The following is a 13,405-nucleotide window of genomic DNA, read 5'->3' as shown; positions in this document are numbered from 1 at the left end:
CGCGTATCAACACTCCAACGGACGGTGTCAGAACGGTTCGGAAGTCCACGATGGACGACGCGTTCACTCGTCAGCAAAACATCTCCTGCCTCAAGTTCGGCAGTAACGACATCACCGGGCGGTAATTCCTCATCGCTGATACCTTTACCTCCCGTATGCCCGGGGGTCTGATCTTGGTAGTTGTGCGCAATGAGATTGTGGCGGTGTGAACCTCGGATGACTTGCATGCATCCACTCTCTTCCGTTGCCCGAACGAGCGGAAGCCAAACGTTCACAACCAATGTATCACCCGCTTCATCAGGGATGAGATACGCCAAATCTTGATGCCATGGGATAACAGTAATCGCTTGATCCGGCAATTTGGCTCGGTAATTAAACTGCGGATGTGCAAAGATCTCCTCACCGATGAGGGAGCCAACAACATCGAGGAGTGAGGGTGCCGTCCTGAGCGTGAACATTCCAGCGGTTCGAATTTTCTGGTCCCTGAAATAGTTGCTCCAAATCCAGTTCGGATCGGAACAAGCACTTGATACCCGTGCTAATCTCGTGTCAAACGACTCATCGTCATACGTATCCGACGGGTCAAGGATACCGTGTTTGATTGCCGCCTGAGTTCCGTCATCAACTAATTGTGCTAACTCATCAATCAACGGCTGAAGTGCCTCATTTGGCAGCACGTCCCGGACGAATAGAAATCCATCATCGAGAAATTGCTGCTTCTGCTGAGGTGTGAGTCCGTTCTGTCGAAGTGCTTCCGAATTGCGTTGAGTAGACATTTTTTTAATTATGTCCTCCTGGGCTGCTGCGTCCGTTTGCTTCGCATCCACTCTAAAGTGGCGAGGTTGGGAAACCTCGCTGGCGGTGGATTGTCGGGTTTCGCTCTGTTTATTTTTTCAATGCGTCATGAAAAAAGAGGCGTTTCTGGGCAAACTAAAGGATTCTGGGGCTTTCATCGCTCTACCTGGCGGAAACACCCAAGCAAAAACACCTACAGGGTCTCTTTCAATTCCCATTATCAAACTCATGTTATTTTAGTTATTTAACCCCCTAAAGAATCAGAATCAACGGTATGAAGTCCGTATGGACTTCCCCGGGTATGAATGCCTTATGGCATTCCCCGCCCCTTATCAGGGGACTTTAAGAGGAAATGCGTAAGTCCTATTAGAAAGACTGAATAGGAACGGCACTGCCGGTTTCGCTGGATTTCATCGCTCCATCGAGCATTTGCATGAGCATCACCGCCTGAGAACCGGAATTAAGGGGTTCATCTCCGTCTCGAATCGCCCGAATGAATTCTCGTGCCTGAAGCGTTATATCATCCGCTTTTTGTGGCGGCGCTTTTATGGGTTTGACCTTAACACCGTCGGGTGTTCCAACGAGCAGCTTCCCGCTTTCGAGTCCTGCCTTCGTCCCGTAAAGTTGAAACTCCTGCGTCTCGCTTTTGACGAGATCACTTCCCTTTGCTGGAGCCTGTCGATTTGTGGTATTCATCGAAAACGCGACAGCGAAATGCAGCGTGCCCCCGTTCTCAAACCGCACAAACCCGCAAGCAGCATCGTCCGCGGTATAGGTTTGTTCAGGCGGTGCGAGGTCGGAAAATGTACAGTAGAGTCCAGCCATGACCTCTGTGGGACGCGGATTGCCCATCATAAACCAGACGTTATCAATGGCGTGAATACCGAGATCAAGGAGTACCCCGCCGCCCTTTGCTTTATCGTGCCGCCATCCGCGTGCGGAACACCATCGCGTGCGTATCCACCGAGTCTCGGCGTAATATACGTCGCCGAGTTCCCCCGCCTGCACAAGCCTGCGCCCCTCCATCAACTGGGACGTGAACCGCGATTGGCGGACAAACATATAAACGAGACCTTTGGTCTCAGCGAGCTGGGTGACCGGCATTAACTCCGTGGCATTGTTTGAAGGTGGCTTTTCGCAGAGCACATGTAATCCGAGCTGCACGGCTTCCTGCGAGACTGGGGCGTGCATCCACGTGGGAAGTCCAATACAGACTGCGTCTAAATCGCATGCGTCAAACATCTGCCGATAATCATCGAAAACGCGGACCCCTTTAATCCCCTCCAAGACCCTTTTCCTACGGGTGGGATCCGGATCCGCCAAAGCGACGAGTTCTACGTTCGGCTCTGCGGCAAGAATAGCGGTCGTGCTGCCGATTGTTCCACCAACACCAATGATCCCAACTCTGATTGCATCTTTCATCCACACCCTCCATTTCTATCAACGCAGTTTGAACACACTATAGGCGCGATCTGCGAATCACGGCACCCCCTAATCAAACGCTTGACATTTCCTGTATATTCCTATAGAATATATCCGAATCCGATCTGGAATCCAATCAAATACCTTGGAAGGATCTGCCACACTGCGTAGTTGTAAGCACTTGTCTATAGGTGCCTCCATACCCAAAGCCCAATCCAAAAGGAGGAAATTCTTCTCATGTATCGTTACTTTTTCTTACCGATTTTCGTGTTACTCTTTGCTGTAGGTCCTGTTATCGCTGAGGGTGAAAAACTTGTCCTCGTTGGCTCGGGTGAACCCGATCCGAAGGACATTCCTCTTATAGAACACCTCGAAGAATGGGGCTATGTCGTTGAACCCCATGAGCATTTGGCAAAGCACCCTGTTAACCTCGCAGATATAGATGTTGTCTTTATCTCCGAATCAACTTCGAGTGCCAATATTTTGGACGCTTACAAAGATTCAGCCGTCCCCGTTGTCAATGCCGAGACGTGGACATACGATGATATGGGATTTGCGGCAGACGGCACGTTCAACTCCGATCCAGGTGACGACCTCACTGTCATTGATACCGAGCATCCAATCATGGAAGGTTTTAAGGGCGACATCACCGTTAGCAAACCCGCGATAGCACTCATGACGTGCAGCGGATTTGAAGGCGATGTTGACATATTAGCGGTGCGCGCCGACAACGATGATCTTGTGGCTATCTCTGTCTACGAAGAAGGGGCAAAACTCCTGAAAGGCACAACGAAGGCACGCCATGTTAACATTTGGCCCCACTCTACGGGGTGGCTGCAGGTAACAGATGATGGGTGGGAACTCATCCACCGCTCAATCCTCTATGCCCTCGGACAGATTCCATTTGATGTCGCGCCACAAGACAAACTCACCGTCACTTGGGGACAGATTAAAGCAGGACATTAGGTTCAGCAGTGAGTTTTTAGCACTATCTACAACAACGATGCCGACCCGGCGTCGAGAAATACCGCGCAATCTGGGTGCGTCTGCAAAATCGAAGCAGGGTGCAGTGGCGTTATCTCGCCGTGCAAGCAATTCCGCACTGCCTCCGCCTTTCGTTCATCCGGCACAGTGCAAACAATTGCTTTCGCCTTCATGATTTGGGAAATAGACATTGAAATCGCTTGGGTCGGCACCTCATCAATACCAGTAAACCAGCCCTCACCGACCTGTTGGAGTCGGCATGCCTCATCTAATTCGACCAAGATATAGGGAGATTCTGTCTCAAAATCCGCTGGTGGATCGTTGAAGGCAAGATGCCCATTCTCACCGATACCCACGAACGCTACATCAATCTGATGCTGTGAGATAATCCGATTGAGTCGATCACATTCGGCTTTCGGTTCGCCTGCTTCCCCGTCCAGAAAATGGACGGTTCCGGGATGAACAATATTCACGAGACGTTCTCGCAGATACTTGCGAAAACTGGCGGGATGTGTCTCAGGGATACCGATGTACTCGTCGAGATGGAACATCGTCGTATTGTCCCAATTGATCGTTTTATCAGCAGTAAGCGCGGCAAGGAAGTCAAATTGAGACGCGCCTGTTGCAACGATGAAACTGGCACGTCCATTCGCATCCAACGCCTCACGAAGTTTTTGACTTGCGAGATGTGCTGCTGCTTCGCTCGTTTCGCGTTTGGTTGTTGCTTTAAAAATATTCATTTTGATAAAATTTTTGTAAAATCCCGCTTCCAACTCGGCGAGAGCGCAGGTAGTTTCCTCGCTCGTCCGATCTTCTCGTGGTTATCCCTATCAAAATAGCGGAGGTTAACTATCTCAGTGACACTCATAGGTTCCAATGCGACTTCAATGCGGGCAATCGTATCACCAGCAGTGATTTCGCCTTCTTCAAGCACTCGGAAATAGAAACCGACGCGCCGACTCTCTAAAAACTGTTTGGCGAATTCCGGCAGTCCCATCTTGTATGCCAGCTTGAAACACGGCACGCGGGGTTGTGTAACCTGTAATTTCACCGTTGAACCGACCAGAAAAACATCACCAATGTGAACTGCTTCTTCCAGTAGACCTTCAACCGTGAGATTTTCGCCGAACTGTCCGTAGGTCAAATCATCTCTTTGCAACTCATGCTGCCAGTGGGCGTAATGCTCAAACGGATAGCCGTAGATGGCTTTATAGGTGCCGCCGTGTACCCGCAGATCGCCCTGACCATCCCCGTCAATGTTCTTCTCTCTGAGCATGACAGTGCCTGACACGGGTTCTTTGAAAATCCCTGTCTGGATCGTCTTACCACCGTATTGTATAGGCTTTGGCTTTGAGACGTTTATAGATAAGAGTTTCATATCGCTTTAATATACTGATTTTTCTAAGTTATGTCAAGCAAACATTTTAGTTCTACAGAGATGCCACCCCTACGAGGTTGAAGAGGAAACAGGTCAAAAATCCGGTTAGAATCTCTCACACAAGAGAAGACAAAGGCTAATGCCAAAAACTTTACACACTCTTTCAGCACTGTTGGGTTTGATTTTTCACATTTTTTTCCGCTATGCAACCTTTGCCTCTTTAAATCGCGTCCTTAATAGTAACAGCAATCCGATAGCCGCGCATTAAAAATGCGTACTCTTAAGTCACTTAGGAGAAACTTGATGAAAAACGAAGATGCACACCTGGTTAACCAATTTTTGACAGGCAACGAGGGTGCCTTTACCACGCTGGTAAAAAAATATCAGAAGAGCGTGCACGCGCTCACGTGGCGGAAGGTCGGTGATTTCCACATTGCCGAAGAAATCACACAGGACACCTTCCTCAAAGCATACCAGAAACTTGGGACGCTGAAGAACCCGAAGCAGTTCGCTGGATGGCTCTATGTCATCGCCGACCGACTCTGCATCGCTTGGCACCGAAAACAGAAACCACCAACGGAATCCTTGGAAACCACGAGTGGAGATGAGGTCGAGGCATCGTCTTATCGTCATTACGAAGACGAACAGCGTGAAGAAGCCTCCATCGAACACCGTCAAGGATATATCAGAAGTCTCTTAGAAAAACTACCGGAAAGCGAACGCACAGTCGTGACACTCCACTATCTCGGAGAAATGACTGTCAAGGAAATAAGTAAGTTTTTGGGTGTCTCAGCGAACACGATCAAGAGCCGCCTTCAACGCGCACGGAACCGTTTAAAGGAGCAAGAAACCATGATTCAAGAAACGCTTGGCAGCGTTCATTTACCTACCACTTTCACCGAAAACATTATGAAGCAGGTCGCTGACATAAAACCTGTATCTCCTACGAACAGCAAACCCTTAATACCTTGGGCAATCTCTGCCGCAACCGCCATCTTTATCTTTCTAATGATAGGTGTAGGGTCTCAATACCTTTCGCGGTTTCAGAAACCGTATAATCTGAACGCACAATCGGAAATCACGGTTGAAATCATTGATGCGCCTATTGTCTTGGATACACAAGCAAAACCGGATTTACGGAATCAATCCGGACGCTTCGACACCATCGGTAAGAGCAGCGGTGCTGGTCCTCAAGTCTCGGAACCTGTTCTGCTTGCCGCTGCGCAGGTAGAAAAGCAGACGCGTTCATCAACAAAACAGCAGTGGATACAAGCAAGTGGTCCAGAAGAAGGAAGTTCAGTGTCTGGTTTATTGGCAAGTTCTTCAGGGGATGTCTATGCGGCTTCACGAATCGGCATCTACAGATTAGCACCGGATGCTCCCGCATGGACGCTCGTGAGTCCACTCCCACCGGAGGCTTCTGTAGACCACCACGGCATACAGATGGCAGAACGAGACGACACACTCTATCTCGTCTTTCCGAATGGTGTGTTTGCTTCAAAAGATAGAGGCGAAACATGGACCAAACTTGGCGGGCGTCCAGAGGGACGCGCCCTTGGACTGGTGATAACAGATGGTGCATTGTACCTCGCGCTTCGAGACGATGAAGGTATCTTTCAGTCCACAGATGGAGGTAAGCAGTGGACCGCGCTCGACAATGAAATAGCAGACAGCGGTATTAATGCAATAGTTGCTGTTGAAAACATAGTGTTTGTTGGGACAAACAAGGGACTCTACCGCTTGCATTCAGAGACATGGGAAAAATTGCCGTTAGATACCACGAAAGCCATCCGCTCTTTGGCAGTCTCTGGAAATAATCTCTATGTCGGGACAGGTTCAACCCTTTCTCAAATGAAATCTCTACTGGAAAACTCCATAGAGGATCTCATGAAGGAATTTACGAACAACACCGGTCCAAGATGGGAGGTATTCCATTCAACCGATGGCGACGAGTCGTGGACAGATATAACACCCGCAAGTAAATCACACATGATGAGAGTTTCATCGGGGGCTAAAGTTTTGGCAGCTGGAAATGCCGTTCTGATATTAGACATGTTGAGTTTCCGCTCAACTGATGCCGGAAAAACATGGACAGAATTTGGTTTCAACTCCGATATAGTCGTACCCACTATCTCCCCGAGTGTAGCAGTGGACGAAAATACTATTTTCAGAGACGGCACCTCCGGACTTTTGCGCTCGACCGATGGTGGTGAATCGTGGCATTCATTTATAAACGGGATCGTAGGCACCAGAATATTCAACTTAGTTGGATTCAAGAACGAGCTTTACACGAGCCCCTCTACAGGTGTTTCCAAATCCAGTGATGGCGGCGAGTCGTGGAAAAAACTCACCTTCGGTTCTGATGAACTCACACTAAAACCATCAGAAAATACTCACTCTCTGATTTCCCCGAAATTAGCAATCGCTGATGGTGTGCTTTATGGAGCCGCATCTACTTTTGTTCCTAATCATGAATTGCGAATCTTCCGTCTCTCTGCGAATAGAAACGTATTAGTCCCTATCCAAGGGATACCCGCCCTTGAAGAAGCCCCTTCTACCACAGATATAAAGGATATGATAGATAAAATGTTCCAAGTTGACCGATTTCTCGGATTTGGTGCGTTTTCAGTCAGCAGTGATACATTCTATGTCGAACACATGCAGCAGCTTCTCCGGTGGAAACGAGGTGAACAAGGATGGTTTAACACCGGATTGACAGATACAAGCAAACGCTCTGATTTCAGTGATGATTCTATCAAAGGCTTTAAACTCGCTGTTTCAGAGGAGACTGTCTATGTTGGAAAACGCGATGGAAGTCTCTTTCAATCGTTTGACAGCGGCGTTACATGGAAGGACCTGACGGCGAATCTACCTCTACGTTTTGAACGTTTCAACGAAATAATCTTTGCTGGCTCAACAATATATGTTGCGACCGACGCGGGCGTTCTGACCTCAGAAGACGGTGAACATTGGCGTGCACTCACCGATACGGCAGGGAAGCATACCCTCATTGATCGAATGGCTGTAGATACCACGACAGTTTATGGTGTTGGGGATGCAGGTGTCTATCGACTGAACAATCGCGACGCATGGGAAAAGATATCTCCAGAAGTGCCGGATAGCGTCAAGGCTTTCGTGATCAATAACGACCGACTCTATATCGTTACTGAACATCGCGGGATGTTCCATGTTTCTCTTGAAAAAGAGTAGTGGTTTAAGCAACAATTCCCTCCAAGTGCCTCCAACAGAAATTTTTTTCTCGATTATGCACCATTCTGTTCTTTAAATCTCGTCATTAATTAGTGACAGCAGTTCAATAATCGCGCGTTAAAAACGCGTACTCTTAAGTCACTGAGGAAACATCTGATGAAAAACGAAGACGCACACCTGGTTAACCAATTTTTGACAGGCAACGAGAATGCCTTCACCACACTCGTAAAAAAATACCAGAAAAGCGTCCACGCGCTCGCATGGCGGAAGGTCGGTGACTTTCATACCGCCGAGGAGCTCGCACAGGATACCTTCCTCAAAGCATACCAGAAACTCGGGACGTTAAAGAATCCGAATCAGTTCGCTGGCTGGCTCTACGTCATCGCCGATCGGATCTGTATCGATTGGCATCGAAAGCGGAAACCATCGACGGACTCCCTGGAAACCACGAGTGGAGAGGAGATCGAGGAATCTTCCTACCGTCACTATGAAGACGAGCAACGCGAGGCGGCTTCCGTTGAACACCGTCAAAGACGCATCAAAGATCTCTTGGAAAAACTACCAGAGAGCGAACGAACGGTTGTGACACTTCACTATCTTGGAGAAATGACCTATAAAGCGATCAGTGAGTTTTTAGGCGTGTCCCCGAATACAGTCAAAAGTCGTCTCCAACGTGCCCGTAACCGTTTAAAGGAGCAAGAAGCCTTGGTCAGCGACACGCTTGGCAGTGTAGATTTACCTGTCACTTTTACCGAAAACATTGTAAAGCAAGTTGCCACCCTAAAGCCGGTAACGCCTACGAACAGCAAACCCTTAATACCTTGGGCAATCTCTGCCGCAACCGCTATTTTTATATTTTTACTTATAGGCGTGGGATCTCAATACCTTGCCCGTTTCCAGAAACCGTATAACCTAAACGCCCGATCAGAAACCACCGTTGAAATCATTGATGCCCCCATTGTCCTTGATACACAAGCAGAGCCGGATTTACGGAACCAAGTTGGACGCTTCGATACCACCGGTAAAAGTGGCGGTGCCGGCTCCCAAATCTCAGAACCCTTTGTACCTGCAGCTGCACAAGTAGAGAAGGAAACACGTCCATCGACAAAACAGCAGTGGATACAAGCAAACGGGCCTGAAGGCAGCCCAGTAACAGGCTTATTTTTAAGCGCCACAAGAGACATCTATGCGGCAGCATCTGGTGGCATCTACAGATTAACACCAGAAGCGTCCGCATGGACACTCGTTAATGCTACTGTTCTGACCACTTCTTCAGAAACTTCCGAGACGCATAAGTGGACATCAATGGCAGAGCACAATGACACGCTCTATCTTGTGTCCGCCGATGACGTGCTCGCTTCAATCGATAATGGAGAAACGTGGAAGACTCTCGGGGCACATCCAAAGGGACGTATCAAAGGATTCGCGATAACAGATGACGCGTTTTACCTCGCACTCGAAGATAAAGGCATTTTCCAATCTACAGACAGCGGCAAACAGTGGACTTTACTAAACGATGTAGAGACTGACACGGAAATCCTCGCTGTTGCTAAGATTGAAAATACGGTATTTGTTGGGACAACCGAAGGTCTCTATCGAATCAGGGCAGGCGCATGGAAAAAATTGTCAATAGATACCACCAAAGCCATCCACTCCTTGGCAGTCTCTGAAAACAATCTCTATGTCGGGACGGGTCCCGATATTACGCAATTGCAAACCCCGGAAGGAATAGGGGCTTATATAGGTCAGATTATGGGTAGTGACACTTCGAGTGCCTGGGAAATCTTCCATTCAACCGACTTCGGCGATACATGGACCGAAATAACACCGACAAGCGATTCGTTCATGACAAAAATATCGCCAGGCGTTAAAGTCATAGCAGCTGGAAAGACCATTCTCGCCCTGGGAATCACGGCATCCGGTTCAACCGATGGTGGAAAAACATGGACAGATTACGGTTTTGATAAGTCTGACCTGAATTCAGCAATGAATTCGTTTACGCTGAGTCTATTCCCGGCTGTCGGCGTGGATGAAAATACGTTCTTTAAAGTGGGGCCTCTGGGGCTTATCCGCTCAACCGACGCTGGCAAATCATGGCATCCGTTTATGACTGGAATCGTAGGGACTCACATTCAAGATTTAGTGGCGTTCAAAAATGATCTCTATGCGAACACTTGGATAGGTATTGTCAAATCCACTGACGGTGGAGAGTCATGGGAAACCTTAACCCTCAATTCAGAGGAACTCACCCTAAAACCAGCAGCAAACGTCAATTTTACCAATCTACTGATGTTCCCCAAATTAGCGATTTCTGATGGAGTGCTTTACGGTATCACACCGAAATTAGAAGAAGAAAACGAACTTCGTCTTTTCCATCTTTCTGCAAACGGTAATGTGTTAGTCCCTATCCAAGCGGTCCCGACTCTTGGTAAAGATTCCGCCTTCATCATAGATATAATACGCCAGTCAGATCCAACGCACCAGCGTGAAAAATACCCGGGTGCGTTTGCAGTTAACGGTGACACATTTTACGTCGAATACAAGCGGCGGCTTTTCCGATGGAAACGTGGAGATTCGGAATGGTTCAACACCGGACTCATAGATACAGTTCTAAGGGGTTTCAAACTTGCTGTTTTAGGAAAAATCGTCTACGTTGGAAAGCGGGACGGGCATCTCTTTCAATCGCTCGACGGAGGGGACACATGGAAAGACGTTACCCCAAATCTACCGCTTCGTTTTGAACGTTTCAATGATATCACCTTTGCAGGCTCAACGGTGTACATCGCTACAGACACAGGCACTTTGATGTCAAAAGAAGGTGAACATTGGCGTGCACTCACCGATAAGACCGGAGCGTACACTATCACGCTGGTAACGAAGGGATCTATCAATTGAACAGACGTGGCGAATGGGAAAAAATCTCACCAGAAGTGCCAGATAGCGTCATCTCTCTTGTTCCTAACAGCGATAGACTTTATATCGCTACCAAACAACGGGGAATATTTCACACCTCAATTGAAAAAGAAAAGGATTGACACAATATAATACCAATTCTAATTGATGATTCTCTTAAAAGCGTCTCATGTTTTGGATTACGTCCGGTGCGGTTAGGAAACCGCACCTACCGGATCCGGAGGGACGGTGCGGTTAATGCGATATAAACTTTTAGAATGGTATAACTTTGAAAAACATATGGAGGAATCATAATGAAACGTATGCTCGTTTTTGTAGCCATTGCGATGCTATGTCAACTCGGTTGTTCTCCTGATGAACAGCAAACACAACATGAAAACCTCATCGCCGACGATTCAGCGGCAGTCCTTAACGCTCCACGCTTCGTCGGAGATGTTGTACTGGAAAATATGTACGAGGATGAAGTCCGGAAACTGGCGAGTAAGACTCCGTTAGAAATCATTACCGTGCTTGAAGGCACCAGCAAAGTTATTCTTCAGGCTCGATTTCGATCCGTGCGAGATGGTCCCTTTGGCACTCCTGTCTATGAGTGCGAATTGATTGATGAATCGGCAGAGGCTTTAGGGGGTGTTGCGGCAGGAATGTCGGGTAGTCCTGTTGGTCCCCCGGGGCGCGTCATGGGGGCTCTCGCCTTCGCGTATTCGTATAGTAAGCCGCCGTATCGGTTCTTGGTCACACCGATTGATTATATGGAAGCGGCTATCGACCACCCAACGTTTGGCGAGTTTTTGGAGGAAGAGGGGGCACCTGGAGCACCTGCTTTGGCACTTAATTCCTTGTATGGACCCGTTAAAACACCTATGATGATTACTGGGATTCAGTCCCACAGAATACAAGAACTGTCTTCATATCTCTCGGATTCAAGATTCAATTTCGTTGAATTGTTTGGCGATATTGGGGGTGTCCCTGCGGCACCACCTGTGGGTGTCACAACAAGGCTTTCTGCGGGAGATATGATTGGCGCCGCCGTCGTCACAGGGGATGTTACAAACCTCATTGGCTTCGGGACAGTGACACAGGTGTATGACGATACATTTGTGGCGTTCGGTCATCCTTTCTTGGCTGATGGAAAGTCGGCATTACCGATATACCGAGCCGTAACGCATGGAATTCTGTCACGTTTGGTACTCTCAACGAAATCTGTTTCGGCGTATGGAAATCCGATCGGGACGATAAGCAAAGACCTACATCCTGCGATTGTAGGGGAACTCGGTCGGGGCCCCGCAATGATTCCGGTGAAACTCTCTTACCATCCAGTGAATAACACCGTAATAGAGAAACACCACGTTGTGGCTTATGGACAAGAGTGGGCGATTTCGTTTGTCGCGGCAGTGACGATGGATGCAATTCGGATGGAAAGGAATGCTGCAACGGTCGAAGGGACTGTGACGCTTCACTTTCAAGAAACCGAAACTGTGTATACCGAAACGTTCCGATCAGCCTCTTCAAATCCGTTTTTTGATGTATTCTTAGGAACGGGTTTAATTATTAGTTCGTTCACTAATATGCTCACAAACAGTGCAGGCAAAGCGACCTTGAAAGAAGTGTCAATCTCTATCACGGACAAACCTCAAATTGCCAAAGCGGAGATCGACGAAATTAGTGTGCCTGCCGAAGTGATGCCCGGAGAAAGTCTCACGGTTTCGATTGTGCTACTTCCGCACTGGAGTACTGCCGGTGCCGAGCGGACGATCCAAAGAGAAATTACACTTGACGTCCCTGGTAATTTCCCAACCGGTGAAGCAACTCTTACCGTTTCCGCTGATGAATCGGTAGACGGCACGGAATTTGAACAACTTTTCGGAAACATTTTGGATGAAATCCTGGATATGGAAGAAGAAGACGATGAAAGACCGTTGCCAAGGAATCTCGACGAACTCATCGAGCAGAAGATAGAAGATCAGATGGACGCGGGGTTAATCACAATAACCCTTGAACCATTGGGCTTTGCCGGATTACCGTTACCAGAAGGTTTCCCGTTGAACATACCGGAAGCTGGCGAGGCAGATGAAATTCCAGAAGGTTTTCCATTCATAGAAGGGTTCCCGCTACCAGAAGACCTCCCAGTTCCAGATGATTCTGAGGAGGAGAACGTAGTGGAAACTGAACTCATCATTGAAGGCTTTATCGTAACTGGATCGAAAGAAAAACAGATTACCATTACAGTCGGAGACATAGGAGACGGTGTACTGCCAATAGAAGGCTTAGAAGACGCACAACAGTGATAGCACCCACTACCTAAAGGTAGGGGAAACCTCGGCTTCGTAGACAATAACAGCACGATACCAACCGTTAGAACCTTTGACTTTACGACTAAGGGCTTTGTTGAGTTTACGAAGTTCCTTCAAGGAGTGTTGCAAGGGGTGTGGGTGCTGTATCTTCTCACCTGTGCTAAGGGTCAAGTAAGCGTCTTTCATGCCGGATTTGGTCTGGGAATAGACCAAATCCATTCCTTGTATTACATTGTCTGCCCCAACTCTCTGACCTGTTGCTGACAGCTCTTTGGTATCTGTATGGTCTGTCACTATACAAATCCAATAACCACCGCAGTTATCACGTTTGAGTGTGATACGTGCGATAGTTCCGTGAAACTCACGGTGTTTATGAAATGTGAAAGGAATGCGTTTGAAAGACCAAATCTGT

9 protein-coding genes are annotated in these 13,405 nt (G+C 48.0%); 4 read left to right on the top strand and 5 right to left on the bottom strand.

The window, feature by feature from the left end:
* Window positions 1–776: phytanoyl-CoA dioxygenase family protein (locus J4G07_19545; GenBank protein ID MCE2416184.1), on the bottom strand; the 776-nt coding region annotated here is incomplete at its 3' end.
* Between the two features lie 385 nt (window positions 777–1,161).
* Window positions 1,162–2,217 (bottom strand): Gfo/Idh/MocA family oxidoreductase, encoded by a 1,056-nt coding sequence (locus tag J4G07_19540; GenBank protein MCE2416183.1) that lies wholly within the window; start codon window positions 2,215–2,217, stop codon window positions 1,162–1,164.
* Window positions 2,218–2,454: 237 nt separating this feature from the next.
* On the opposite strand from J4G07_19540, the gene J4G07_19535 reads away from it, so the two are divergent.
* On the top strand, window positions 2,455–3,183 hold the full coding sequence (locus J4G07_19535; GenBank protein ID MCE2416182.1) for a hypothetical protein: 729 nt from the start codon (window positions 2,455–2,457) through the stop codon (window positions 3,181–3,183).
* Window positions 3,184–3,209: 26 nt separating this feature from the next.
* Here J4G07_19535 and J4G07_19530 read toward each other — a convergent pair whose 3' ends face one another.
* Both J4G07_19530 and J4G07_19525 read right to left on the bottom strand, forming a co-directional pair.
* Window positions 3,210–3,941, bottom strand: a complete 732-nt coding sequence (locus J4G07_19530; protein MCE2416181.1) for a glucosamine-6-phosphate deaminase — start codon at window positions 3,939–3,941, stop codon at window positions 3,210–3,212.
* Window positions 3,938–4,579: an MOSC domain-containing protein gene (locus J4G07_19525; GenBank protein ID MCE2416180.1), complete on the bottom strand. Its 642-nt coding sequence runs from the start codon at window positions 4,577–4,579 to the stop codon at window positions 3,938–3,940. The genes J4G07_19530 and J4G07_19525 overlap by 4 nt, the downstream gene beginning before the upstream one ends.
* Window positions 4,580–4,882: 303 nt before the next feature.
* Here J4G07_19525 and J4G07_19520 point away from each other — a divergent pair, with 303 nt between their 5' ends.
* The 3 genes from J4G07_19520 (at window position 4,883) to J4G07_19510 (ending at window position 12,987) form a co-directional block, all read left to right on the top strand.
* Complete coding sequence (locus J4G07_19520) at window positions 4,883–7,789, top strand: sigma-70 family RNA polymerase sigma factor (protein MCE2416179.1); 2,907 nt, start codon at window positions 4,883–4,885, stop codon at window positions 7,787–7,789.
* Window positions 7,790–7,945: 156 nt separating this feature from the next.
* A complete protein-coding gene (locus J4G07_19515; protein ID MCE2416178.1) occupies window positions 7,946–10,684 on the top strand; it encodes a sigma-70 family RNA polymerase sigma factor in 2,739 nt (912 codons plus the stop codon).
* A 311-nt stretch (window positions 10,685–10,995) separates the two neighbouring features.
* Window positions 10,996–12,987 (top strand): hypothetical protein, encoded by a 1,992-nt coding sequence (locus J4G07_19510; protein MCE2416177.1) that lies wholly within the window; start codon window positions 10,996–10,998, stop codon window positions 12,985–12,987.
* 9 nt (window positions 12,988–12,996) lie between these two features.
* On the opposite strand, the gene J4G07_19505 is transcribed toward J4G07_19510, so the two are convergent.
* Window positions 12,997–13,405: hypothetical protein (locus J4G07_19505; GenBank protein MCE2416176.1), on the bottom strand; the 409-nt coding region annotated here is incomplete at its 5' end.

The organism is Candidatus Poribacteria bacterium, from assembly GCA_021295715.1.
GTDB lineage: Bacteria > Poribacteria > WGA-4E > WGA-4E > WGA-3G > WGA-3G.
Note: the sequence above shows the minus strand (reverse complement) of the source record. Positions and strands in the feature narration are given on the sequence as shown.